A 23,706-nucleotide genomic window follows, 5' to 3' on the forward strand; every position below is an offset into this window, starting at 1 on the left:
CCATGATTTCAGGGAGAACGTCATGAAGATCAAATGGCTGGGTCATTCCGCCTTTCACATCGAAACCGCCAAGGCAAAGATCCTGATCGATCCGTTCTTCTCCGGTAATCCAGCGTTCCGCGACAGCGAGCGCATGGCGGCGACCGCGGGGCTCACGCATATCCTGCTGACGCACGGCCACGGCGATCATGTCGGCGACACGGTGGCGATCGCGAAGGAGACCGGCGCCACCATCGTCGCCAACTTCGACCTGTGCATGTGGCTCGGACGGCAGGGCGTCTCGAATATGGAACCGGGAAACACCGGCGGAACGATCCGGCTCGGCGCTTTCTCGGCCACCTTTGTCAATGCCTTGCATTCCTCGGCGCAGATCACCGAGGATGGCGTTTCGCATTGCCTCGGCAATGCCAACGGCCTCGTCCTTCATTTCGACGACGAGCCGACGCTCTACCACATGGGCGATACCGACATTTTCTCCGATATGGCGCTTATCCACGAGTTGCACGAGCCGGATATCGGCATCGTGCCGATCGGCGACCGCTTCACCATGGGCGGGGCGGTGGCGGCGCTCGCCTGCCAGCGCTATTTCAAGTTCAATACGGCCATTCCCTGCCATTATGGCTCCTTCCCGATCATCGACCAGACACCGGAGACCTTCGTCACCGGCATGGACGGCGCCACGACCCTGGTCGCGACGCCCGAGGTCGGCGGCGTTGTGACCGCCTGACGAAGGATAGCGCGAAGCGCAGGGGCCGGCTCGCCGACGTTTCCCCCAGTTGCACCTTGTGCAACTCGCCTTTATAGCGGGGGAAACTTTGAGATACCGGAGACGACCATGTCCGTAGACCTAGCCACCGTGAAGCGTGTCGCGCGCCTTGCCCGGATCGCCGTCAGCGAAGAGGAAGCCGAACGGATGACCGGCGAGCTCAACGGCATCCTCGGCTTCGTCGAACAGCTTTCCGAAGTGAACGTCGACGGCGTCGAGCCGATGACGTCGGTGATGCCGATGGAGATGAAGAAACGGGAGGATGCCGTCGCGGATGGCGGCAAGGCCGCCGATATCGTTGCCAATGCACCGAATTCGGACCGTGATTTCTTCCTCGTCCCGAAGGTGGTCGAGTAAGAGCCGCTTCCGCCCCCCGCCTGAAAATTTCGAAAGTTCGATTGCACCATGACCGACCTGACCAGCCTCACGATCGCCGAAGCCCGCGCCAAGCTTTCCGCCAAGGAAATCACCGCGGTCGAATTGACGGATGCCTATATCGCAGCGATCGAGGCAGCCAATGATAAGATCAATGCCTATGTCACCGTAACGCCGGAAAAGGCGCGCGAGATGGCGACGGCCTCCGATGGGCGCATCGCCGCCGGCAAAGCCGGTGCGCTCGAGGGCATTCCGCTCGGCATCAAGGATCTCTTCGGCACTGAAGGCGTCCACACGCAGGCCTGCAGCCATATTCTCGATGGCTTCAAACCGCGCTACGAATCGACCGTCACCCAGAACCTCTGGAACGACGGCGCGGTCATGCTCGGCAAGCTGAACATGGACGAATTTGCGATGGGTTCGTCCAACGAGACTTCCTATTACGGTGCCGTCAAGAACCCCTGGCGTGCCAAGGGATCGAACATGGATCTCGTGCCAGGCGGCTCTTCCGGCGGCTCCGCGGCCGCGGTCGCAGCCTATCTCTGCGCAGGCGCCACGGCCACCGACACGGGTGGTTCCATCCGCCAGCCGGCGGCCTTCACCGGCACCGTCGGCATCAAGCCGACCTATGGCCGCTGCTCGCGCTGGGGCGTCGTCGCCTTCGCCTCCTCGCTCGACCAGGCCGGCCCGATCGCCCGCGACGTGCGCGACGCGGCGATCCTGTTGAAGTCGATGGCGAGCGTCGATCCCAAGGACACGACCTCCGTCGACCTTCCCGTTCCGGACTACGAGGCGTCGATCGGCCAGTCGATCAAGGGGATGAAGATCGGCATTCCGAAGGAATATCGCGTCGACGGCATGCCGGAGGAGATCGAGGCGCTCTGGCAGCAGGGCATCGCCTGGCTGAAGGAAGCCGGCGCCGAGATCGTCGATATCACGCTGCCGCATACGAAATACGCGCTGCCGGCCTACTACATCGTCGCACCGGCCGAAGCGTCGTCCAACCTCGCGCGCTACGATGGCGTGCGCTACGGCTTGCGTGTCGACGGCAAGGACATTGTCGACATGTATGAGAAGACGCGTGCCGCCGGCTTCGGCCGCGAGGTCAAGCGCCGCATAATGATCGGCACCTATGTACTGTCGGCGGGCTACTACGATGCCTACTACCTCCGCGCCCAGAAGGTCCGCACCCTGATCAAGCGCGACTTCGAGCTCGCCTTCCAGGCGGGCGTCGACGCGATCCTCACGCCCGCCACGCCGTCGTCGGCCTTTGGCATCGCCGATGAGGACCTCGCATCCGATCCGGTCAAGATGTACCTGAACGACATCTTCACGGTTACCGTCAACATGGCCGGACTTCCGGGCATCGCCGTACCGGGCGGGCTCGATCACAAGGGCCTGCCGCTCGGTCTTCAGTTGATCGGCAAGCCCTTCGACGAAGAGACGCTGTTCAAGACGGCCCATGTCATCGAACAGGCCGCCGGTCGTTTCACGCCGACGAAGTGGTGGTAGACAGCTCCAGTTCCGCCGGCAATAGTCAAGCGGCGCCGGAAATGATGTAATGCAGGCGGAAAGGGGCTCCGCTGCATGATTGTCATTCGCCACACTCGCCAGCACGAGACCGGTCTCCTTGCGGCGATCGGGCTCAGGGCCTGGGCAAAGGCGATTGCAGGACTAGCCGATGCCGCGGCAATGCGCGTGGCAGCGGAGCGCGCCTTCGTCGATTTCCTGGCGAAGCACTGGCTTTCCGTTCTCCTCATCGAGGAAGAGAACCGCATCTGCGGCTGGGCCGCCCGCGAGGATCTCGACAGCACGATTTCCGATCTCTGGATCGATCCCGGCGCGCAAGGAAGGGGTCTCGGCAAGGCGCTGCTTGCCGACATGGAGCAGCGCATGGCGGCTGAAGGCTTCGATGTCGCGAACGCCAGAACGCATGCGCAGAACGCTTCCGCAGTCGCCTTTTTCCAAGGCGCCGGCTACCGGGTGAAGTGGCTGTCGACCGCCTATTCGCAGAAGCTCGACCGCGACATGGAATTCATCGGCCTCTCCAAGCAGCTAGCAAGCGAACCGATGTCGGAGCGCATCTGATAATTGGCAAGTACAGGTTGAGCTACCGGAGATGGTTAGCATCTCCGGTAACTGAGCCTGTGGCTACAGGCTGGCAGGTTTCACCGGTTGTCGACTTCGGAGCGGACGAGATGCAGCCCGCGCTCGGTGATGCGGTAGGGTCTGCCGCCCGATGACTTGATCGCCCGCTTGCGTTTCAGCTTGCGGAAAAGCTCAAGATCGACGCCGGGATAGACCCAGCCATCGCGTGTGAAGCAGCGGATCTCGGCGACCGCCTTGCCGATGCGTTTGATTTCGATGCGGCCGCCCTGGGCCAAATGGTGGAGAATGCGCTGTTCGGCGCGCGAAATGTCCATGAGTTGAGTGTTCCGGAGTAGCGTTCGTGAGAACGCAGGAAAACGGTCCGCCAATCGTGAGATGAGCGGGGTTCGTATTTCCGGCCCGTGCGCGCAGTTCTTGGGGAATGCGGGCAGGGGCCCTTACCGGGACTCAGACTGAAGGAACATAAAGACTCCGTTCGGACGGCAGTTGTTGTAGGAAATGACCGCCCAAGCGTCAAGAAGCACCGGCGCTTCGGAATCCGCAGGGGCAGTCGGTGCATCAGGAACGCAGCGACTATGGTCGCACTTCGACTCCCAGCGCGCCTCGCTCATCCGTTTCCGCTGGGAGATCCAGATCCCGAATTGCCGCGACTATTGCCACAGGCATAGCAATGCCGATGCCAACAAGAGCGGCGATACCGACGCCCGAGGGATTGATGCTGCTTCGATCGACCGGATCGACATAGGTGAAATCGAAGTTCCACGCGGAGTTGCGTTCGATGCTGTCGGCGGCTTTCAGATAGGCACCAATGTCTTCCAGAGGGACCTGCCCTTGCGTGCGAAAGCGCCATTCCAGTTCAAATTCGGTCGGAAGGCTCGACCAGCTTACCCTAAGTGAGGCGCGCGGGTCATGGACGTCTGCATTTTCCGACAGGGTGAAGCGCGCTTTGAGGTTCGTTACCGTGACCTTGTGGCTCTTGTGAACCGGAGGGCCGAGAGCAATCGGCCCTATACGTCCGACTGTGGTAGGCCTCGGCATGCTGCTCACGCCGATATCTGCCCGCAACGGGAAATTCTTTCCGAGGCCGTTGGCAACTAGTGAGGCGGAGGGGAGCTCGTAGGCTTCCTTTGTCTTCAGGACATTGAGGTCTCGGTCATCCGCCGTGTCGAGCGCAGCTGTGCTTTTGATGCCCGGATAGGAGCGGTTGTAATATTCAAGGTAGTCGTCGGCGAGTTTCGCCTTCGAGGTGCTTGCAAGCCTGCGGCGCATGTTGTCGGCGTCGCCGTTGCGGTAGACAGTATCTACGGTAAGCACCAGGGGCTCGCCAACCCGCATCGGGAACGCAAATCGTTCCTCGATAGACTGGGTCGGCTCCAACAGTTCCTTCTCCGGAATTTTCTCGAGCGCGGCTCCGGAGGCGACCAGCGGCAATGCAAAGCCATAGTCGGGGGGAACAATGTTCGCCGCGCGCCCACCCTGCAGATAGTCCGTCGCGTCGAGCCACCAGACCCGTTCGCCTATCATCGCCTTGACGATCGCATGGTCGAAAGCCTGAAGCGCTGGAACGGCTTGTTCAAGCGCCTTGCCTCCATCGATGTCCGTGAGAGCCACCTCGGCTTCGATACCCAGGCGACGCAGGGCTGAAACGAGGAGCAGCGCCTTGTCCTTGCAGTCGCCGAAGCCGCTGGCCAGCACCGTCTCGGGACGGCGTGGAACATAGGAACCTGATCCCATCGACAGGCTGACGTAGCGGATCTCGTCCTGGATCAGTCGCAATGCGGCAATGAGACGATCCTCGAGTGCAGCATGGCGGACCGCGATATCGTTGATCTTCGCCTCGAAATCGGCTGGGAAGCTCTCCGCCGGTTGATAGAAGGGCAGGACGGCATCGACGACTGGCTGCCAGTCGAATTCTGAAGATATCTCCATGAAGCGGAAATTAGGATAGTCGACCGGCAGATAGTCCTGGTATTTCACCGGTGCAGGATTGGTTATTTCCCACGTATAGGTCGTCTCGGCTCCAGCCTTTGTCACGCTTGGCTTCAGGTCGGTCCTGACCGCGCGTATGTTGAGCGGTTCTTTTGTCGGCCAAATGAGCCTTTCCCTAATTCGGCCGACGGGCTCGCTCCATTCAGCCGAGAATCGCGTGAATAGCAGGTTCTTCGCCACGGTGGGCGTGACTTCATAGGTCGTGGAATAATCCACGATATCGCCAACGCGGACATCGTTGAGATCGACATGTGCCGTCAGGCGGCCGTCGAAAATGCCTCTTTCGGAATCCGTCTCCCGACGGAATATTTCGAACTCCGCCTCAGGGAGCTTGTCGATGACAACACCGTCTCTGATGATCGCCAGTCGGTTGAAGAAGAGCTTGTGGCGCGAAGGATCGAATTCGATGTCCAGTCGCGCTCCGCTCTCTAGGCCGGGCCGGTCAGTCACCTTATAGGCCAGGCGCTCGAACACCGAGTACCCGCCCTCTCTATGCCGGATCTGAGTGTCCGCCAAGAGGTAGGCTATGCCGTTCCTGATCTCGGCGCTGCGCGCCGGATCAAGCTCAGGAATGCCGACCATCTCCGCCCAGTTTTCGGCTGGCGCCTTGTGGACTTGCTCGTCCGCCCTGATCGGGGAATCAGAGCCTACCAGTGCCCAGACAAGGACAAGAAGAAAAACGAATAATCTGCAACGCTCCATTGACCGGACTCGTAAGTTAAGTCGCTTCGTTCTTTCGGTCATGGAACGCCCCCCGCGAGGGGGCATTACCGGGACTCGGACGGAAGAAACATGAACACTCCGTTGGGATCGCAAGATTTTCGGAAAACGTCAAGGTTGCATAGGTGGTGGGCGCTGCATCATTGCGAGCGTGCCGGCTGTGGCGCGCCTCACAAGCCTTGCACCACAGAACCAATTGCTCTACCGAGAAACCTCAAAATTCAGGCTTCAAAGAAGAGCATGAGATGAGCATCGTCGACGTCCGCACTCCCGATCCGAAACGCTTCATTCCCGGCGCGACCGGCGACTGGGAGGTCATCATCGGCATGGAAGTTCATGCTCAGGTGCTGAGCAATTCGAAGCTGTTCTCCGGAGCGTCGACCGAGTTCGGCAACGCGCCGAACGCTAATGTCTCGCTGGTCGACGCGGCAATGCCCGGCATGCTGCCGGTCATCAACGAGGAATGCGTCAAGCAGGCCGTGCGCACCGGCCTCGGCCTGAAAGCCAAGATCAACCATCGCTCGATCTTCGACCGGAAGAACTATTTCTATCCGGACCTGCCGCAGGGCTACCAGATCTCGCAATACAAGGATCCGATCGTCGGCGAAGGCAAGATCGTGATTTCGATCGGTCCGGACCGCCAGGGCCAGTTCGAGGATGTCGAGATCGGCATCGAGCGCCTGCACCTGGAACAGGACGCCGGCAAGTCGATGCATGACCAGCATCCCTCCATGTCCTATGTCGACCTCAACCGCTCGGGCGTCGCCCTGATGGAGATCGTCTCGAAGCCCGACCTGCGTTCGTCGGACGAGGCCAAGGCCTATCTCACCAAGCTGCGCTCGATCCTGCGCTATCTCGGCACCTGCGACGGCAACATGGACGAGGGCTCGATGCGCGCCGACGTCAACGTCTCGGTACGCCGCCCGGGCGAGGCGTTCGGCACGCGCTGCGAGATCAAGAACGTCAACTCCATCCGCTTCGTCGGCCAGGCGATCGAGTATGAGGCCCGTCGCCAGATCGGCATCCTCGAGGATGGCGGCGCGATCGACCAGGAAACCCGGCTCTTCGACCCGAACAAGGGCGAGACGCGGTCGATGCGCTCCAAGGAAGATGCGCACGACTACCGCTATTTCCCCGATCCGGATCTGTTGCCGCTCGAATTCGACGACGCCTTCGTGGATGCGCTTAAAACCGACCTTCCGGAACTGCCGGACGACAAGAAGGAACGCTTCGTACGGGATCTTGGCCTTTCGGTGTATGATGCCTCGGTTCTGGTTTCGGAAAAGGCGATCGCCGACTATTTCGAGGCCGTGGCCGAGGGGCGCGACGGCAAGATTGCCGCGAACTGGGTGATCAACGACCTGCTGGGCGCCTTGAACAAAGCCGGCAAAGCCATTGAAGCGACTCCGGTTTCGGCGGCGCAGCTCGGGGGTATCATCGACCTCATCAAGGCCGAGACGATCTCCGGCAAGCTCGCCAAGGATCTTTTCGAAATCCTGTGGAACGAAGGCGGCGATCCTGCGGAAATCGTCGAGAGCCGCGGCATGAAGCAGGTCACCGATACCGGTGCGATCGAGAAGGCCGTTGACGAAATCATTGCCGCCAACCCGGACCAGGTGGAGAAGGCCAAGGCCAAGCCGTCGCTGGCCGGCTGGTTCGTCGGACAGGTGATGAAGGCAACCGGCGGCAAGGCGAACCCGCAGGCGGTGCAGTCCCTCGTCAAGGCCAAGCTCGGCATCGAGGAGTGACGATGTTCTTCGTCCGCACGGCAAGCGAGCGCGACCTCGAAAAGGTTCGCGCTCTGCTGGCTGAGACATGGCATGCGACCTACGACACGTTCTATGGCGCCGAGAAGGTCGAAGAATTGACTGCCAATTGGCATTCGATGAATGCTCTCAGAGCTCGGCTGCAGCGCAAGAATGCGGAATTCGTCGTCGCGGACAATGGCGGCGAGATTGCCGGCATGGGCTTTGCTGCCATGTCGGACACGCTTAAAAAGACAGTCATCCTTCATCAGCTCTACGTCTTGCCGAAATACCAGCGGCAGGGGATCGGCCGCGACATGTTCGCCGAACTCGAAACCTGCTTTCCGGATGCCGAGCGCATGCGGCTGGAGGTCGAGCCGGAAAACCTGCGTGCGCTGGCCTTCTATCACGCGCATGGGTTTTCGGAAGTCGGGCGGACTGGCAACTGCGGCGATGAACAATCCGGCATCCCTGCACTGATCCTCGAGAAACGCCTTGTCTGACCTTGGATAGGGGCGGCGAATTGCCGCTGAACGTCCTGGGGGCGAGCGCAGCCTTTTCGGCTTCAGGATACGGGTGAAATGACCCGCGGCCCGGTGGAATCGCTGGACAAGGCATGAGCGGCACGGCATAAGCGGGACGAGATGTTGATATCCGGCTGTCTCCCATCGGCCGGTAAAGGACGATGCCCATGAAGCTCCTGTTGCAGATATTCACCTGGTGGAACGGACAGACCATCGGTACGCGCTTTCATACCTGGCGCAACGGCCAGCGTGTCGGCGAAGACGAGCTCGGCAATGTCTACTACCAGGGCGGCAAGGATTCCGAGGGTCGCACACGGCGCTGGGTGATCTACAATGGCCCGGCGGAAGCGTCTGCCATCCCTCCGGGCTGGCATGGGTGGATGCATCACCGCACCGATATTTCGCCCGCCGACGAGAAGTACGCCGCACGCGAATGGCAGCAGCCGCATCGCCCTAACCCGACCGGCACGCCCAACGCCTACCGGCCGCAAGGTTCGCTGGCCAATGCCGGCCGGCGCCCGCGCGTGACCGGCGACTACGACGCCTGGACGCCGCGCTCATGATCGGATGAAGAGGCGGGCGCGCCCGCCAGCTTCGATCTCACTTCATGGGAAATCGATCACGGCGCAGCCACATTTCGGGTTTAGCGCCTGAAGGTCTATTCGGAACAAACAGCATCGCAGGGGATTGGCGGGAATGGCAGGTTTCTGTCTGCGGAATTTGATCGGCCGGACGGCCCGGTGCGCGGGTCGTTCGCTTCTCCTGGCTCTGCCATTGATCTCCGCCGTCGAGCCGGCACGCGCCACGCGTCTCTCCAATGCCGTTGCCGTCTTTTCCGGCATCGACAAGATCACCGGCCGCATTACCACCTTTGACGTCTATATCGGCGAGACGGTGCAATTTGGCGCGCTTCAGGTGACTCCGCACGTCTGCTACAGCCGCGACGAGACGGAAGCGCCGAAGACCACCACCTTCGTCGACGTCGACGAGATCACGCTTGACCGCAAGATACGCCGTATCTTCACCGGCTGGATGTTTGCCGACAGCCCGGGCCTCAACGCCGTCGAGCATCCCGTCTATGACGTTTGGCTGCAGTCCTGCAAGCCGACCTCCGACGTTCCCGCGCCAGATAGCGCGGCGAAGCAATAGGTCCCACGGCCGGCGTCAATCACAACTTTTCGATTGTTGGCCCCGCGCTGGGGTGGGGGGAAAAGTGTGGGCGGGTTTCCGCCTCTATCCGCTGACTTATTGGAGTTGATAACGTCTATGATTCTGGGTCGATTCGACCCAGAATCATAGTGATCTCGCGTTATCAGGTGGCAGGCGGCGATTTGCGGCCGAAGAAGCCTTTGAAGTAGCGCACGGCTGCCCCGCCGGCGAGGACGACCAGTATGCCGCCCTTCTTCAGGAAGGCCAGAGCGACCGCGAGAATGCCGGCCTTGGCGGCGAGCTTTGCGCCCGCGCCCGCCGCAATCAGGCCGGCCATGCCATAGGCGGCAACCTTGTCGCCCTCCTTGAAGTCCGCATAGGCCTTGCCCTGATCGAAATGCACCATGCCCGTGACGCTCGGCAGGCCGGCCTTGATTTCTTCGAGCTGGTTCAGGCCGGCGATGAAATTCATCTGAAGCACACCTTCTCGACCGAGGATGCGGACCGAATAGTTGAGCGTGTGTGGCGCGCTTTGGTCCTTCCCGAAGATCAAGTCGCGTGCCCAATGCATGGTGTGGGTTGCAAGATCGTAGTGGGGCGGGGAGGCCCAGCCGACCAGAGTGATCGGATCGTAGCCTTCCTTCTCCCGTTCCACGTTGCTCTCGGCGGTGGCCTCCTTCAATTGCGCGAGCAGGTCGTCGAAATCGGTCGTGAGCGCATCGGCGTCAGATACGTAGCCGTCTTCGGCATAATCGATCGCCGAGCCCCATCCGCCTTCTGCTTCCGGTGCATACTTGGCCGGAAGGATCATGCCGAGATAGCCATCGGCCGATTGCGGCGGATTGCCCCAGAGTTCGACAAGAACCTTTCGCGTGTCCGCCGGATCTAGGAAGTAGAATTCCTCAGGAACTTGCAATTGCGCATTGGCGCCGGAAAGCGTGACGGCTCCCTGCTTGAAATCCAGGGATTCCACCACCGCTGCGGCTTCCGGCGGCAGGTTCGACGGAGCGCCGAACATCTCCTGATAGGTCTTCGCATGCGAGCCCGTGGTGAGAGCGGTGAGAATGCAGCACGCCAATAAAAGTCGATTCATCTAAAAGCCCCTCAATGGAAATCGGACCTTAGACGAGTGCAAGAGACGTTTGCAACTTCGGAGAGCGAAATCCAGAGGTTATCGTCGTGGTTGGCCGATGAATGCCGCAGGGCCTGAGGCCTAAAAATGGAGATTGGGCGAAGCGATCGCCCTGGCAAGCAGGAGGTCATATTGGGCCTTCGGCACGTCGACGGCGCCGAATGATTTCAAGTGCTCGGTGGTAAACTGCGTGTCGAGCAGCTGGAAGTGCTTGGCGCGAAGCCGCTCGACGAGATGAACGAGGCAGATTTTCGAGGCATCCGTGCGCAGCGAGAACATGCTTTCACCGAAGAAAGCCGCCCCGAGCGAGACGCCATAGAGGCCGCCGACAAGCCTGTCGCCCTCCCAGGCCTCGACGCTGTGGGCATAACCCATGCGGTGCAATGCCGCGTAGAGGGAGCGGATCTTGTCGTTGATCCAGGTCGTGGGCCGGCCGGGTGCAGGCGTCGCGCATCCCTCGACGACCGCTTCGAAGGCCGTATCGAAGCGGATATCGAAAGGGCGCCTCCGAATCGTCTTGGACAGGCTGCGGGAGACGTGAAACCGATCCAGCGGGATGACGCCGCGCATCTCCGGCTCGACCCAGAAGAGCTCTGGATCGTCGGCCGAGTCGGCCATCGGAAAAAGACCGATGGAATAGGCGCGCAACAACATGTCCGGGGTGATTTCCGGTTGTTTGCTGCGCGGTCCTTTCAATCTCGTACCCTATGCGGACGTTGCGGCCAGATGGTGTTCCAGCCAGTGGATATCGTAATCACCGTTGGCGATATCCTGATTGTTTATCAACTCCTGGAAAAGCGGCAAGGTCGTCTTGATTCCATCAATGACAAACTCATCGAGCACCCGGCGCAGCCGCATCATGCATTCTACGCGCGTCCGTCCATGGACGATCAGCTTGCCGATCAGGCTGTCGTAATAGGGCGGAATGCGATAGCCCTGGTAGGCGCCGCTGTCGACGCGCACGCCGAGGCCGCCCGGCGCGTGAAAATGCGTGATCGTGCCCGGGGAGGGGACGAAGGTGCGCGCATCCTCGGCATTGATGCGGCATTCGATGGCGTGGCCGGAGAACACGACGTCTTCCTGCTTGACCGAGAGGCCGCCGCCCGATGCCACGCGGATCTGTTCATGCACGAGGTCGATGCCGGTGATCGCTTCGGTGATCGGATGCTCGACCTGGAGACGCGTGTTCATTTCGATGAAGTAGAATTCGCCGTCCTCGTAGAGGAACTCGATCGTGCCGGCGCCGCGATACTTCATCTTCTTCATTGCGTCGGCGCAGACCTGGCCGATCTTCATGCGCTGCTCGACGTTGAGCGCCGGGGAATTCGCTTCTTCCCAGACCTTCTGGTGGCGGCGCTGCAGCGAGCAGTCGCGCTCGCCGAGATGGATGGCATTGCCTTCGCCGTCGCCAACGATCTGGATTTCGATATGGCGCGGCCTTCCGAGGAATTTCTCCATATAGACCGCGTCATTGCCGAAGGCGGCAGCCGCCTCGGCGCGTGCCGTTGCAACGGCATGCTCGAGATCCTCCTCGGTCCTGGCGACCTTCATGCCGCGTCCACCGCCGCCTGCCGTGGCCTTGATCAGGACCGGGAAGCCGATCTCGCGGGCGACCTTGAGCGCGTTCTCCGGCTTCACTTCGCCGTCGGAACCGGGAACGACCGGGATGCCGAGTTCTTCCGCGGTCTTCTTGGCGGTGATCTTGTCGCCCATCAGGCGGATGTGCTCGGCCGTCGGGCCGATGAAGGTGATGCCGTGCGCCTCGAGGATGTCGGCGAACTTGGCGTTTTCCGAAAGGAAGCCATAACCCGGATGCACCGCGTCCGCCCCGGTGATCTCACAGGCGGCGACGATCTGATGGATGTTCAGATAGCTCTCGCGAGACGGCGGAGGTCCGATGCATACGCTTTCGTCCGCCAGCCGGACATGCATGGCATCGCTGTCTGCCGTCGAATGCACGGCAACCGTCGCGATACCGAGCTCCTTGCAGGCGCGCAGCACACGCAGAGCGATTTCGCCGCGATTGGCAATGAGAATTTTCGAGATCATCGCCACCGTGCCTTTATTCGATCACGATCAGAGGTTCGCCATATTCGACCGGGGCGGCATCTTGCACGAGAATTTGCGTTACCTTGCCGGAGCGGGGGGCCGGGATCTGGTTCATCGTCTTCATGGCCTCGATGATCAGGATCGTCTGGCCTTCCTTGACCGTCGCACCGACCTCGATGAAGGGGCGGGCGCCGGGGGCCGGGGAGAGATAGGCAGTGCCGACCATCGGCGCCGTTACCGCGTTCTTCGCGTTATGGCCGCCTTCGGCTGCGGCGGCGGGTGCCGCGATGGGTGCAGGTGCAGCGGCAACGGCCGCCGGCAGCTGATAGCTGGGCATTGCCGCCATGGGCATCGCAACGGGCGTGCCGTTCCGCGAGACGCGGATGCGCAGGTCGTCCTGTTCCACTTCGATCTCGGTCAGGTCGGTGTCCTTGAGGATATTGGCGAGATCGCGGATCAGCGCCTGATCGATACCCGGTTTCTTGTCAGCCATGGGATATGAGCCTCGTGTACTTCTTATTTCGACGTGTTTGTCAGGTTCTTTAGCGCATGCAGCGCCAGAATGTAACTCTGCGCGCCGAAGCCGCAGATCACGCCCTTGACGGCCGGCGCAATCATCGACTTGTGGCGGAATTCTTCGCGCGCATGGATGTTGGAAAGATGCAGTTCCACGACGGGAACGGCGATCGCGCGAATGGCATCGTGCATGGCGATCGAGGTGTGCCCATAGGCGGCCGGATTGATGGCGACGCCGGCGGCCCTTTCGCCTGCCTCGTGCAGCCAGTCGACCAGTACGCCCTCGATGTTCGATTGGCGGAAATCGACGTCGAAGCCCAGGAGCTTCCCCTCCGCTTTGCACATCGCCTCGATGTCGGCCAAGGTCTGGCCGCCGTAGATGCCTGGTTCGCGCTTGCCGAGGGCATTCAGGTTTGGGCCATTCAGCACAAAAATCGTCGAGGGCATAAGGGATTCCGGTCCAATGATGGGAGGTTACCTATAGACCGATGGTTCGGCGAGGGAAAGCCCCTCGGGTTCCCAGGGGATTTGTCCACAAGTCATAGGCTGATAGGTGGGCGAGAGCGGCATCGAGGCGTCCCGCTTCGGCGTTTGGGTCAGCAGGCGGTCTTGCCGCATTCGCGCATGTTGGCGACCTTGCCGGTGAGGTCGGCGGCGCCGACTGCCCCATAAACGGCCTCGCTACCGATCACATAGGACGGCGTTCCGGTAATGCCGAGATCGTTGGCGAGCATGTAGGCTTCGCGCAGCGAGGCGTCATTCGGGTCGTCTTCCATCTTCCCGCGCAATTGCTCTTCGCCAACCCCGAGCTTGGCGGCGACAGCGATCGCCGTTTCTTCGGTGGCCCGCTCCTCGGCGCCGAGCAGGGCGCGGTGGAAGTCGCCATATTTCTCCGGTGCGATCGCGCGGAACGCGGCGCTGACCTTGTGGGCGGCAAGCGAATCGGGGCCGAGGATCGGGAGCTCCTTCAAGACGAAACGGACGTTCTTGTCGTTTGCGAGGATCTCATCCATGTCCGAGAGCGCCCGCTTGCAGTAGCCGCAATTGTAGTCGAAGAATTCGACGATCGTGACGTCGCCCTTGGGGTTGCCGAGCGTCACGTCGTAGGCGGAATTGAAGATCGCCTTCTCGTTGTTGGCGATCGCGGCTTGGGATGCTTCCTGCTGCTTCGCCCGCTGCTTGGCGGAAAGTGCTTCCTGCACTTCCAGCATGATCTCCGGGTTGGCGATCAGATATTCCTTGATGAAGGCGCCAATCTCTTCCTTTTGCTTTGCGTCGAGCGCCGCGGCGGATTGGGGCAGGGCGATGCCGGTTGCGAGCGCAATCAGCGTTCCGGCGGCGATCATCTTTTTCTTGAACGTCATCATTCCCTCGTTGTCTTCTCGTATCCGTCTGTCGCCCATTTCGCACGGCCGCGTCAACGCATCTTCGAATGACGGTAGCGAGCCTGCGCCGCCGTATGCGAGCATAGGGTGCGCGGGCGCGAAACGAAACGGCAAAATCGGCCGAATTGCGGCGCTCCCATACTTGTGAAGGATAATGCGATAGGGCAAAGGGGCGGGACGCCAGCCAACTTCATGAGGATCAGCCATTGGCACAGACGTCGAAACGCAGCGCCGTCGAACCTTTCCATGCCATGGATGTCCTGGCGGAAGCGACGCGTCGCCGTGATGCCGGTCATCCCGTCATTTCGATGGCGGTCGGCCAGCCGGCCCATCCCGCCCCGAAAGCTGCACTCGAAGCGGCGCGGCGGGCGCTGGAGCACGGCCGTCTCGGCTATACCGACGCCCTCGGCACCCTCTCGCTGAAGCGGGCTATTGCCGCGCACTATCAGAACCGCCACGGGATCAACCTTGATCCGCAGCGGATCGCCATCACCACCGGATCATCGGCGGGCTTCAATCTGGCCTTCCTGGCTCTCTTCGATCCGGGCGATTGCGTCGCCATCGCCCGTCCCGGCTATCCTGCCTATCGCAACATCATGGCCGCACTCGGTCTGCGCGTCGTCGAGATCGAAGTGACTGCCGAGACAGGTTTTACGCTGACGCCCGAAAGCCTCGAGCAGGCGGCGGTGCAAGCCGGCAAGCCGCTGAAGGGCGTGCTTCTCGCCAGTCCGGCAAACCCGACCGGCACCGTCACGGGGAAGGCGCGCCTGAAGGCGCTTGCCGACTATTGCCGCGCGCAATCGATCGCCTTCATCTCCGACGAGATCTATCACGGGCTGACCTTTTCCGGTGAGGAGACCTCCGCACTGGAGATCGCCGCGGATGCGGTCGTCATCAACTCGTTCTCGAAGTACTATTGCATGACCGGCTGGCGCATCGGCTGGATGGTGCTGCCGGACGATCAGATCCGTGTCTTCGAACGCATCGCCCAAAGCCTCTACATCTCGCCGCCGGAGCTGTCGCAGATTGCCGCGGAGGCGGCCCTCGGGGCGCATGAGGAACTGGATGGTTACAAGCGGACCTATGCCGCCAATCGCGATCTTCTCCTGACGCGCTTGCCGGAGATGGGCCTCTCTATCGCTTCGCCGATGGACGGCGCCTTCTATGCCTATGTCGACGTCAGCCGCTTCACCAATGACAGCATGGCCTTTGCCCGTCGGATGCTGGCCGAGATCAACGTCGCGGCGACGCCCGGCTTCGATTTCGATCCGCTCGAGGGGCATCGCACGATGCGCTTTTCCTATGCCGGTTCAACGGCCGAGATGGCTGAAGCGATGGACCGCATTGCGCATTGGTTGAAATAGCCGCCTTCGGGATCGGGCGCGGCAATCGACCGTCACTACAGCGCCGCGCGTCATATCAGACGCGCAAAGGTCGCTGTATCACTTTGAATTGCTGCATGCCTCCTTAAATCGAGGTCGATTGGAGGCATGCCGCAACAAAAAGGCCCGGAATGCTCCGGGCCCTTCGTTTGGTAAGCCTGTGCTTTCTCAGAAGAAGCCGCGGCGCTGCCACCATCCGCCTTTTTTCGGCTTGGTTGCCTCTTCTTCGGTGCTGTCGGCCTTGGCCACATTCGATGTGACCACGGGTTCGGAGGCAATCGTCGTCAGATCGCGATTTGCGCGCGCGGGCTTGGCTGCCTCCAGGTCTGCGACCGCTTCTTCCACCGCCGCGGGGACAGTTTCGTCCGGGCCCGCTTCGATGGCCTGTTCAGCGGCCGCGTCGGCATTTTCCGCCGCTGCCTCGATTTCAACGGCCTTCTTGCGGCTGCGCTTCGGCTTTGCCGGCTTCGCCGGCTTTGCTTCTGCTGCCGGGGTCTCGGCGTCGACTGGCGCCGCATCCGCGACCTGTTCGATGGCCGCCGCTGCGGCAACATCCGGCTCTTCTACCGCTGCCGCTTCCTCGGCATCAGCCGGCTCTTCGCCGGATTCCGCCGCAAGAGCGGCTTCACCCTCGGCCTCCAGTTCCGGCCGGTTGCGACGGCCGCCGCGCTTGCCGCGACGGCGACGCTTGCGCTTCTGATCGCCGTCTGCCGTTACGCCGTCCTCAGCCTCGCCTTCGTCTTCGGCCTCGTCGCCTTCGTCAGCCGCGCCATCGGTCATGTCTTCGGATTCGGCCGCGACCGATTCCGGTGTCTGGCCGGCGCCCTTGCCCCTGCGGCGGCGGCGGCGCTTGCGCTTGCGCCCACTCTGATCGTCGGACTGCTGTGGCTGAGGCTGCTCCCGGCGTTCGGCGGTGATTTCTTCCGCTTCTTCCTCGCCCAGATCTTCCTCGATGACGACGTCGTCGTCGTCTTCTTCCGGCTCAGGCGCGAAATGCAGGAGCTGTTCGATCCTCACCGGATTCTCGACCGGTTCTCCCCGGTCGATCGCGAAGTGCTGCGCGCCCACATGGGCATCGGCCTCGATGATGATGGAAACGCCGAAGCGACGTTCATAGTCGGTGATCGTGCCGCGCTTCTGATTGAGCAGATAAAGCGCGATTTCCGGGATCGTGCGGACAGTGATGTCGTGCGTGGTGTTCTTGAGCAGATGCTCTTCAATCCCGCGCAGGACGTGCAGCGCGACGGAAGACTGCGAACGGACATGACCGGTGCCATTGCAATGCGGGCAGGTCTGCATGGTGCTTTCGAGCACCGAGGCGCGAATGCGCTGGCGCGACATTTCAAGCAGGCCGAAATGCGAGATGCGGCCGACCTGGATGCGCGCCCGGTCGTTCTTCAGGCAATCCTTGAGCTTCTTCTCGACAGCGCGGTTGTTGCGCTTTTCCTCCATGTCGATGAAGTCGATGACGACCAGGCCGGCGAGGTCGCGAAGGCGCAGCTGCCGCGCAACTTCCTCGGCCGCCTCCAGGTTGGTCTGAAGTGCGGTATCCTCGATCGAGTGCTCGCGGGTGGAGCGCCCGGAGTTCACGTCGATCGAAACGAGCGCTTCGGTCTGGTTCATGATGATGTAGCCGCCGGATTTCAGCGTCACCTGCGGCTGCAGCATGCGATCGAGCTGGGCTTCGATGCCCGAACGCGAGAAGATCGGATGCACGTCGCGATAGGGCTGCACGACCTTCGCGTGGCTCGGCATCAGCATCTTCATGAAGCTCTTGGCTTCCTTGTATCCCTCTTCACCGGAAACGATGATCTCGCTGATATCCTTGTTGTAGAGATCGCGGATCGAGCGCTTGATCAGGCTGCCTTCCTCGTAGACGAGGCAGGGGGCGGTCGAATTCAACGTCAGCGTGCGGACGTTTTCCCACAGGCGCATCAGATATTCGAAGTCGCGCTTGACCTCGACCTTGGTGCGGTTGGCGCCGGCCGTCCGCAGGATGACGCCCATGCCCTGCGGCACGTCGAGCCCGCGGGCGATCTCCTTCAGGCGCTTGCGGTCCTGCAGGTTGGTGATCTTGCGGGAGATGCCGCCGCCGCGTGCTGTGTTCGGCATCAGCACCGAGTAACGGCCCGCAAGCGAAAGATAGGTGGTGAGTGCGGCGCCCTTGTTGCCGCGTTCTTCCTTCGCGACCTGAACAAGAATGATCTGCCTGCGCTTGATCACCTCCTGAATGCGATACTGCTTCCGCGGCTTGCGGACCTGCCGGTCCGGAACCTCTTCCATCGCGTCTTCGGCGCCGACGGACTCGATGATTTCCTTCTCGCCGTCATGACCGTCGTCATCGTCGTCGTCGTCACGCCGACGGCGCGCATCGACGTCTTCGGAGATCGAGTCGACGTCGACCATCGCGGCCATTTCACCGCTGCTGCCTTCGCCGGCTTCGGCGTCGCTCTGCGCCTCTTCCGTCTGCTCGCTGGCCTTGGCTTTCGTCCGACGCGTGCGCTTCGGCTTGGCCTTGGGTTTCTCCTTGGCCTTCTCCGCCTCTGCGTCCGCGTTGATTTCCGTTACCGCTTCCGGTGTCTCGATTGCCTCGGCAGCTTCGGCCTCTGCAGCCTCGTCTTTCGTCGGCGCGGCGGTCTTGTCGTTTGCCGTTTCGACCGGCTCGATGTCGTCCTCGCGGCGGGCCTCTTCGGCTTCCGCTTTCAACAGCGCCTGTCGGTCGGCGAGGGGGATCTGGTAGTAGTCGGGGTGAATTTCGGCAAAGGCCAGAAAGCCGTGGCGATTGCCGCCATAGTCCACGAAGGCCGCCTGGAGCGACGGCTCCACCCTGGTCACCTTCGCCAGATAGATATTGCCGCGGATTTGCTTCTTATGTTCCGATTCGAAATCGAATTCTTCTATGCGGTTCCCGCGAACGACAACGACGCGCGTCTCCTCTGAGTGAGACGCATCGATAAGCATTTTCTCTGCCATCTAAGCTTTGCTCCTCGGCGCAGAGGAACGGCAGACAGAGGCACTTCGCTTGGAAGGCTGTCGAACACGTCGGAAGCTGCGCCGGATGTGAAAGGTCCTGTTTGGCGCAGGTGATGGTGCAGCAGCCAGACGGCAGCCGGAACGATTCCGTCCCGGGGCCTCTTTACTTCTGACCGATACTGCTGAGTCACATCAAAGACCAAACAAGAATGCCAATGTCCTGGGCCTCGAGGGGAGGCCCGATGAATACGCCCGCTTGCGGGCAGTCGGTGAAAATCACCATCAAGAACTCCGGCCACCGCCGGAAATTGCGATCCAGTGTACGGGAGGAAATGCAGCGACGGCGGATGAATACCTGCGGCCGCGGAAGCATGATACGGTTGCAACCGGCTGTTCCGGCTCGATCACTTCCCTGGCGCCAAGCTTCTCTAAAGCTCCGGCTGCCCGGCCGACGATTCTATCCCGTCAACACTTTCTCCTTGTGACGCTTTTATGTTTTCTATGTCACATTGGCAAGGGAAAAGCCTTTGCCGCCACAATATTGATCGATTCGCTTGCCCGGGTGAAATCGGGTGTTCGGCGAGCATCCGATCGGTTTCAGACCATGCTGCAGGCGTCGCTTTCGGTGGCGTCGCGTCAAGGTTTGGTTAACCATGAAAGTTCATTGGTGCGTCGTGATGGTCGCGGTCCCTGGGGCCTTGCGCCGATTCGAATGACGATGGGGGAGCCCGGGTGAAGCATTCCGCAACAGATCTGCATTGGTCGCTGGCGAAAGGGTTGTCGCGCTGGGTCAGGCCGGCCATCGCCGCCTTGCTTGCCGCGATGGCAGTGCTGCTGCCGCTCGCAAGCCGGGCCGCGGATGGGGCTACGCCGCTATTGGCCTATGGCGCGCGAGTCGCCGGCGACGATGCGCGCACGCGCCTCGTGATCGAATTCGATCGCACCCCCGAATTCTCCATTCATTACGTCGCAAATCCGGTGCGTGTCATCATCGACCTGCCGGAAACGTCCTTCGGCCTGAAGCCGGAAAGCCTGGAACCACGGGGCCTCTTCGACGCCATTCGCTATGGCGGGATGGGGGCAGGGGCCTCTCGGCTGGTGCTTTCCGCCAAAGGGCCGACCGAAGTGACCCACGCTGAGGTGAAGCCGGAGGAAGACGGTAAGGGCTTTCGCCTCATCATCGATGCCGAGAGGGTTGATAGCGCCCGTTTCGCCAAGCTCCTGGGCGATCAGCAATGGACGGGAACGGTTCGCACCACCAAGACCGATCGCCCCGCCCTTGCGCCGGCAAGCCCGGCCGGCACGTTCGTGGTCGCTGTTGACGCCGGGCATGGGGGGATCGACACCGGCGCGATCGGCATCGTCACCAAGACGGAGGAGAAACACGTTACGCTCGATTTTGCGCGGGACCTGGCGGCGACGCTCAACCGCGAGGCCGGCATCGAGGCCTTCCTGACGCGGGACGGCGACGAATTCCTCTCACTGCCGCAGCGCGTCCAGATCGCCCGGCAAAGAGGCGCCAACCTGTTCATTTCGGTCCACGCCGATACGCTGAAGCAGAAGGATATTCGCGGCGCCACGGTCTATACGATATCCGACAAGGCATCCGACCATCTGGCGGCCGATCTGGCGGCGCGCGAGAACCTGTCCGACGAGATCGCCGGCATACCATTGGAAAGCGAACCGGCCGAGGTCGCCGACATTCTCATCGATCTCACCCGCCGCGAAACCCAGGCCTTTTCCGTCAATCTCGCGCGAAGTGTCGTCTCCTCCTTCGAAGGCCAGATCAAGCTGATCAACAATCCCCACCGCCATGCCGGCTTCCGCGTGCTGCAGGCGCCGGACGTTCCTTCGATCCTGCTCGAACTCGGCTTCCTGTCGAACAAGGAGGACGAGAAGCAATTGCTCGATCCGGAGTGGCGCAAGAGGGTATCGGAATTGCTGGCCGTCGCCGTTCGAGGCTATCGCCAGACGGCGGTCGCGAACGGCGGATGAGCGTGCCGCGTAGAAGCGCAGCGTGCCGCGTAGAAGCGCGTCTGTGGCAGACAGCGCCGGAAGTGATTTGTGTCGCCGGCGTAACAGCGATATGCTTTTCGGCGAGATGCGCACACTATAACCGAACACCAGCCCTATTTTACTCACAATCCGGGCCTTTTGGGGGAAGGGCGTCCCGATTTGTTGGGAAACGATGTTGAAGCTTGAGTTTCCTCGCCATATGAGGGAACCCGCGAAGCGTGCAGCTGTCGTACCGGGCGATCTCTGACGAAGGAGCCCGGGGCGGACACTTGGCTTGTGAAAGTGGGTCTTTCGAATGGCGACCCGGCAATGGGACAATAAGGTACCGGTATCCGGCTGATGATCAGACTGATTGGATATTTTTTCGGCGTTGGTGCGTTTCTGCTGCTCGGCGTTGCCGCAGTGGTCGCGATCTATCTCGGGGCGATCACCAAGGATTTGCCCGACTACGAGGTGCTTGCGAAATATGCCCCGCCGGTCACGACCCGTTTTCACGCCGGAAATGGTGCTCTGATTGCCGAATATGCGCGCGAGCGCCGTCTCTATCTGCCGATCCAGGCCATACCGGATCGCGTCAAGGCGGCCTTCATTTCCGCCGAAGACAAGAATTTCTACCAGCATCCGGGCATCGACGTCACCGGGCTTGCCCGCGCCATCACCGTCAACCTCCAGAATTTCGGCTCCGGCCGGCGTCCGGTCGGTGCCTCGACGATCACCCAGCAGGTGGCGAAGAACTTCCTGCTCAACTCCGACCAGACCTACGACCGCAAGATCAAGGAGGCGATCCTCTCCTTCCGCATCGAACAGGCCTACAGCAAGGATCGCATTCTCGAGCTCTATCTGAACGAGATCTTCTTCGGTCTGAATTCCTACGGCGTTGCCGGTGCGTCGCTGACCTATTTCGACAAGTCCGTCACGGAACTGACCGTTGCCGAGGCGGCCTATCTTGCGGCCCTGCCGAAAGGACCGGCCAACTATCATCCGTTCCGCAAGACCGAAGCGGCGATCGAGCGCCGCAACTGGGTGATCGACCGCATGGTCGAGAACGGCTATGTGAGCAAACCGGATGGAGAGGAGGCGAAGAAACAGCCTCTCGGCGTGACGCCGCGCCGCGGCGGTGCGCATCTGTTCGCGTCGGACTACTTCGCCGAAGAGGTCCGCCGGCAGATCATCCAGAAATATGGCGACAACGCTCTTTACGAAGGCGGCCTTTCGGTGCGCACGTCGCTCGATCCTCACCTGCAGATCATTGCGCGCAAGGCGCTGCAGGATGGGCTCTTGAGCTATGACGAGCGCCGCGGGTTTCGCGGACCGATCAAGACGATCGAGATCGGTGGTGATTGGGGCGAGCCGCTGAGCAAGGTCCCGGCACTCAACGACGTGCCGGAATGGAAGCTCGCCGTCGTGCTCGCCGTCGACAGCGAAGGCGCCGAGATCGGCATCCAGCCGGAGAAGGAAGCCTCCGGCCAAATCGTCCCGGAACGCGTCACCGGACATATTTCCGCGGAGAACATGCAATGGGCCTATCGTTCTGCCGGCGGCCAGCGCAAGACGGCGAAGTCTCCCGAGGGTGCAGTCGGCCCCGGTGATGTCGTCTATGTCGAGCCGCTCGAGGCGCAAGGGCAATATCGCTTGCGCCAGCCGCCAAAGGTTCAGGGCGGCCTGGTGGCGATGGACCCGCATACGGGCCGCGTGCTGGCGATGGTCGGCGGCTTTTCCTACGGCCAGTCGGAGTTCAACCGCGCTACGCAGGCGATGCGCCAGCCCGGTTCCTCTTTCAAGCCTTTCGTCTATGCGGCAGCCCTCGACAATGGCTATACCCCGGCCTCGGTCATTCTCGATGCGCCGATCGAGATCGTCGCCGGCGGTCAGGTGTGGCGGCCGGAAAACTACGGCGGCGGCTCGGCCGGGCCTTCGACGCTGCGGCTCGGCATCGAGAAGTCCCGCAACCTGATGACGGTGCGGCTTGCCAACGACATGGGCATGAACCTCGTCGCCGAATATGCCGAGCGCTTCGGCATCTACGACAAGATGCCGCCGCTCCTTTCCATGTCGCTCGGCTCCGGCGAGACGACGGTGCTGCGCATGGTGTCGGCCTATGCGGTTATCGCCAATGGCGGCAAGCAGATCAAACCGTCGCTGATCGACCGGATTCAGGATCGCTACGGCAAGACCATCTTCCGCCACGAGGACCGCACCTGCGACAATTGCAACGCCGACGATTGGGCCGAGCAGGAAGAGCCGGTCTTGACCGACAACCGCCAGCAGGTCCTCGACCCGATGACCTCCTACCAGATCACCTCGATGATGGAGGGCGTGGTCGCGCGAGGCACGGCCGCGGGCAAGATCCAGCTGGATCGCCCCGTCGCCGGAAAGACCGGCACGACCAACGACGAGAAGGATGCCTGGTTCGTCGGCTACACGCCCGATCTCGTCGCCGGCCTCTATCTCGGCTTCGACGATCCGGCGCCGCTCGGCCGTGGTGCGACAGGCGGCAGCCTGTCGGCGCCGATCTTCAACGCCTTCATGCAGGAGGCGATCAAGGGCACTCAGCCGGGCAAGTTCGTGGTGCCGGAAGGCATGAGCCTGATTCCGGTCAACCGCAAGACCGGCATGGCGGCGGTCGAGGGCGAGCCGGACACGATCATCGAAGCCTTCAAGCCGGGAACAGGCCCTGCCGAAACCTTCTCGGTCATCGGCGACCTCGATGAATATGCACCGCCGGAGGAGATATTGAAGAACTCTCCGCAGGCCAACCAGGCCGTGACCTCCGGCTCCAACGGTCTCTTCTGAGTCTTGCGTTCGATACCGATGCCCGTCGCCTTTACTTCGGCGGCGGGCATCGCTATTTGACCCTGACATTCCTCAGGCCACAT

General features: G+C 61.6%; 19 protein-coding genes and 1 pseudogene. 11 read left to right on the plus strand and 9 right to left on the minus strand.

The features are described from left to right. Positions 1 to 22 precede the first annotated feature (22 nt). The 4 genes from RHIBR816_RS0125490 (at position 23) to RHIBR816_RS0125505 (ending at position 3,229) form a co-directional block, all read left to right on the plus strand. Positions 23 to 727, plus strand: a complete 705-nt coding sequence (locus tag RHIBR816_RS0125490; RefSeq protein ID WP_018239433.1) for a metal-dependent hydrolase — start codon at positions 23 to 25, stop codon at positions 725 to 727. A gap of 108 nt (positions 728 to 835) precedes the next feature. Beyond that, the gene (gatC, locus tag RHIBR816_RS0125495) at positions 836 to 1,123 is read left to right on the plus strand and encodes an Asp-tRNA(Asn)/Glu-tRNA(Gln) amidotransferase subunit GatC (protein WP_018239434.1); all 288 of its coding nucleotides are present in this window, start codon (positions 836 to 838) and stop codon (positions 1,121 to 1,123) included. Positions 1,124 to 1,171: 48 nt separating this feature from the next. Beyond that, positions 1,172 to 2,653 carry an Asp-tRNA(Asn)/Glu-tRNA(Gln) amidotransferase subunit GatA gene (gatA, locus tag RHIBR816_RS0125500; protein WP_018239435.1) on the plus strand — a complete coding sequence of 494 codons (1,482 nt, stop codon included), beginning with the start codon at positions 1,172 to 1,174 and terminating at the stop codon, positions 2,651 to 2,653. Positions 2,654 to 2,728: 75 nt separating this feature from the next. Continuing rightward, a complete protein-coding gene (locus tag RHIBR816_RS0125505) occupies positions 2,729 to 3,229 on the plus strand; it encodes a GNAT family N-acetyltransferase (RefSeq protein ID WP_018239436.1) in 501 nt (166 codons plus the stop codon). An 80-nt stretch (positions 3,230 to 3,309) separates the two neighbouring features. On the opposite strand, the gene RHIBR816_RS0125510 is transcribed toward RHIBR816_RS0125505, so the two are convergent. Together RHIBR816_RS0125510 and RHIBR816_RS34600 are read right to left on the minus strand one after the other, a co-directional pair. After that, positions 3,310 to 3,564, minus strand: a complete 255-nt coding sequence (locus RHIBR816_RS0125510; protein ID WP_018239437.1) for a YjhX family toxin — start codon at positions 3,562 to 3,564, stop codon at positions 3,310 to 3,312. 259 nt (positions 3,565 to 3,823) lie between these two features. Further along, positions 3,824 to 5,821, minus strand: coding sequence for a DUF3857 domain-containing transglutaminase family protein (locus RHIBR816_RS34600; RefSeq protein ID WP_018239438.1), 1,998 nt, complete (start codon positions 5,819 to 5,821; stop codon positions 3,824 to 3,826). Positions 5,822 to 6,204: 383 nt separating this feature from the next. Between RHIBR816_RS34600 and gatB the strand changes: the two genes are divergently transcribed. The 4 genes and pseudogenes from gatB to RHIBR816_RS0125535 all read left to right on the plus strand — a co-directional run. Beyond that, a complete protein-coding gene (gatB, locus tag RHIBR816_RS0125520; RefSeq protein ID WP_018239439.1) occupies positions 6,205 to 7,707 on the plus strand; it encodes an Asp-tRNA(Asn)/Glu-tRNA(Gln) amidotransferase subunit GatB in 1,503 nt (500 codons plus the stop codon). A 2-nt stretch (positions 7,708 to 7,709) separates the two neighbouring features. Continuing rightward, the gene (locus RHIBR816_RS0125525) at positions 7,710 to 8,207 is read left to right on the plus strand and encodes a GNAT family N-acetyltransferase (protein WP_018239440.1); all 498 of its coding nucleotides are present in this window, start codon (positions 7,710 to 7,712) and stop codon (positions 8,205 to 8,207) included. A 188-nt stretch (positions 8,208 to 8,395) separates the two neighbouring features. Further along, a complete protein-coding gene (locus tag RHIBR816_RS0125530) occupies positions 8,396 to 8,791 on the plus strand; it encodes an NADH:ubiquinone oxidoreductase subunit NDUFA12 (protein ID WP_018239441.1) in 396 nt (131 codons plus the stop codon). Between the two features lie 229 nt (positions 8,792 to 9,020). Next, positions 9,021 to 9,377 (plus strand): annotated as a pseudogene (locus RHIBR816_RS0125535) (DUF2155 domain-containing protein); the annotation flags it as partial. Between the two features lie 163 nt (positions 9,378 to 9,540). Here RHIBR816_RS0125535 and RHIBR816_RS0125540 read toward each other — a convergent pair. From RHIBR816_RS0125540 to RHIBR816_RS0125565, 6 genes are all read right to left on the minus strand, one after another. Beyond that, positions 9,541 to 10,470, minus strand: a complete 930-nt coding sequence (locus tag RHIBR816_RS0125540; protein WP_026187419.1) for a DUF2167 domain-containing protein — start codon at positions 10,468 to 10,470, stop codon at positions 9,541 to 9,543. A 120-nt stretch (positions 10,471 to 10,590) separates the two neighbouring features. Further along, entirely contained in the window at positions 10,591 to 11,205 is a 615-nt protein-coding gene (gene aat, locus RHIBR816_RS0125545; protein ID WP_026187420.1) for a leucyl/phenylalanyl-tRNA--protein transferase, read from the minus strand. A gap of 9 nt (positions 11,206 to 11,214) precedes the next feature. Further along, positions 11,215 to 12,558 (minus strand): acetyl-CoA carboxylase biotin carboxylase subunit, encoded by a 1,344-nt coding sequence (gene accC, locus RHIBR816_RS0125550; protein WP_018239445.1) that lies wholly within the window; start codon positions 12,556 to 12,558, stop codon positions 11,215 to 11,217. 13 nt (positions 12,559 to 12,571) lie between these two features. Beyond that, positions 12,572 to 13,051, minus strand: a complete 480-nt coding sequence (gene accB / locus RHIBR816_RS0125555) for an acetyl-CoA carboxylase biotin carboxyl carrier protein (protein ID WP_018239446.1) — start codon at positions 13,049 to 13,051, stop codon at positions 12,572 to 12,574. 23 nt (positions 13,052 to 13,074) lie between these two features. Further along, the gene (gene aroQ, locus RHIBR816_RS0125560; protein ID WP_018239447.1) at positions 13,075 to 13,521 is read right to left on the minus strand and encodes a type II 3-dehydroquinate dehydratase; all 447 of its coding nucleotides are present in this window, start codon (positions 13,519 to 13,521) and stop codon (positions 13,075 to 13,077) included. 149 nt (positions 13,522 to 13,670) lie between these two features. After that, positions 13,671 to 14,438: a DsbA family protein gene (locus RHIBR816_RS0125565; protein ID WP_026187421.1), complete on the minus strand. Its 768-nt coding sequence runs from the start codon at positions 14,436 to 14,438 to the stop codon at positions 13,671 to 13,673. A gap of 227 nt (positions 14,439 to 14,665) precedes the next feature. Between RHIBR816_RS0125565 and RHIBR816_RS0125570 the strand changes: the two genes are divergently transcribed. Continuing rightward, entirely contained in the window at positions 14,666 to 15,823 is a 1,158-nt protein-coding gene (locus RHIBR816_RS0125570) for a pyridoxal phosphate-dependent aminotransferase (RefSeq protein WP_018239449.1), read from the plus strand. Between the two features lie 186 nt (positions 15,824 to 16,009). Here RHIBR816_RS0125570 and RHIBR816_RS0125575 read toward each other — a convergent pair whose 3' ends face one another. Further along, complete coding sequence (locus tag RHIBR816_RS0125575) at positions 16,010 to 18,814, minus strand: ribonuclease E/G (RefSeq protein ID WP_018239450.1); 2,805 nt, start codon at positions 18,812 to 18,814, stop codon at positions 16,010 to 16,012. Between the two features lie 822 nt (positions 18,815 to 19,636). On the opposite strand from RHIBR816_RS0125575, the gene RHIBR816_RS0125585 reads away from it, so the two are divergent. Further along, complete coding sequence (locus RHIBR816_RS0125585; protein ID WP_052522751.1) at positions 19,637 to 20,809, plus strand: N-acetylmuramoyl-L-alanine amidase; 1,173 nt, start codon at positions 19,637 to 19,639, stop codon at positions 20,807 to 20,809. Between the two features lie 360 nt (positions 20,810 to 21,169). Next, positions 21,170 to 23,623 carry a penicillin-binding protein 1A gene (locus RHIBR816_RS0125590; RefSeq protein WP_018239453.1) on the plus strand — a complete coding sequence of 818 codons (2,454 nt, stop codon included), beginning with the start codon at positions 21,170 to 21,172 and terminating at the stop codon, positions 23,621 to 23,623. The last annotated feature ends 83 nt before the right edge of the window (positions 23,624 to 23,706 follow it).

Origin of the sequence: Ensifer sp. BR816, from assembly GCF_000378985.1 — a bacterium.
Classification (GTDB): Bacteria; Pseudomonadota; Alphaproteobacteria; order Rhizobiales; family Rhizobiaceae; genus Sinorhizobium.

Excerpts from the sequence above, each read along its gene's own strand:
- gatA (WP_018239435.1), top strand. The coding sequence starts at position 1,172 with ATGACCGACCTGACCAGCCTCACGATCGCCGAAGCCCGCGCCAAGCTT.
- RHIBR816_RS0125540 (WP_026187419.1), bottom strand. The coding sequence starts at position 10,470 with ATGAATCGACTTTTATTGGCGTGCTGCATTCTCACCGCTCTCACCACG.
- aroQ (WP_018239447.1), bottom strand. The coding sequence starts at position 13,521 with ATGCCCTCGACGATTTTTGTGCTGAATGGCCCAAACCTGAATGCCCTC.
- RHIBR816_RS0125565 (WP_026187421.1), bottom strand. The coding sequence starts at position 14,438 with ATGACGTTCAAGAAAAAGATGATCGCCGCCGGAACGCTGATTGCGCTC.
- gatC (WP_018239434.1), top strand. The coding sequence starts at position 836 with ATGTCCGTAGACCTAGCCACCGTGAAGCGTGTCGCGCGCCTTGCCCGG.
- RHIBR816_RS0125530 (WP_018239441.1), top strand. The coding sequence starts at position 8,396 with ATGAAGCTCCTGTTGCAGATATTCACCTGGTGGAACGGACAGACCATC.
- RHIBR816_RS0125590 (WP_018239453.1), top strand. The coding sequence starts at position 21,170 with ATGATCAGACTGATTGGATATTTTTTCGGCGTTGGTGCGTTTCTGCTG.
- accC (WP_018239445.1), bottom strand. The coding sequence starts at position 12,558 with ATGATCTCGAAAATTCTCATTGCCAATCGCGGCGAAATCGCTCTGCGT.
- RHIBR816_RS0125510 (WP_018239437.1), bottom strand. The coding sequence starts at position 3,564 with ATGGACATTTCGCGCGCCGAACAGCGCATTCTCCACCATTTGGCCCAG.
- RHIBR816_RS0125505 (WP_018239436.1), top strand. The coding sequence starts at position 2,729 with ATGATTGTCATTCGCCACACTCGCCAGCACGAGACCGGTCTCCTTGCG.
- RHIBR816_RS0125525 (WP_018239440.1), top strand. The coding sequence starts at position 7,710 with ATGTTCTTCGTCCGCACGGCAAGCGAGCGCGACCTCGAAAAGGTTCGC.
- gatB (WP_018239439.1), top strand. The coding sequence starts at position 6,205 with ATGAGCATCGTCGACGTCCGCACTCCCGATCCGAAACGCTTCATTCCC.
- accB (WP_018239446.1), bottom strand. The coding sequence starts at position 13,051 with ATGGCTGACAAGAAACCGGGTATCGATCAGGCGCTGATCCGCGATCTC.
- RHIBR816_RS34600 (WP_018239438.1), bottom strand. The coding sequence starts at position 5,821 with ATGGTCGGCATTCCTGAGCTTGATCCGGCGCGCAGCGCCGAGATCAGG.
- RHIBR816_RS0125490 (WP_018239433.1), top strand. The coding sequence starts at position 23 with ATGAAGATCAAATGGCTGGGTCATTCCGCCTTTCACATCGAAACCGCC.
- RHIBR816_RS0125575 (WP_018239450.1), bottom strand. The coding sequence starts at position 18,814 with ATGGCAGAGAAAATGCTTATCGATGCGTCTCACTCAGAGGAGACGCGC.
- RHIBR816_RS0125585 (WP_052522751.1), top strand. The coding sequence starts at position 19,637 with ATGGCAGTGCTGCTGCCGCTCGCAAGCCGGGCCGCGGATGGGGCTACG.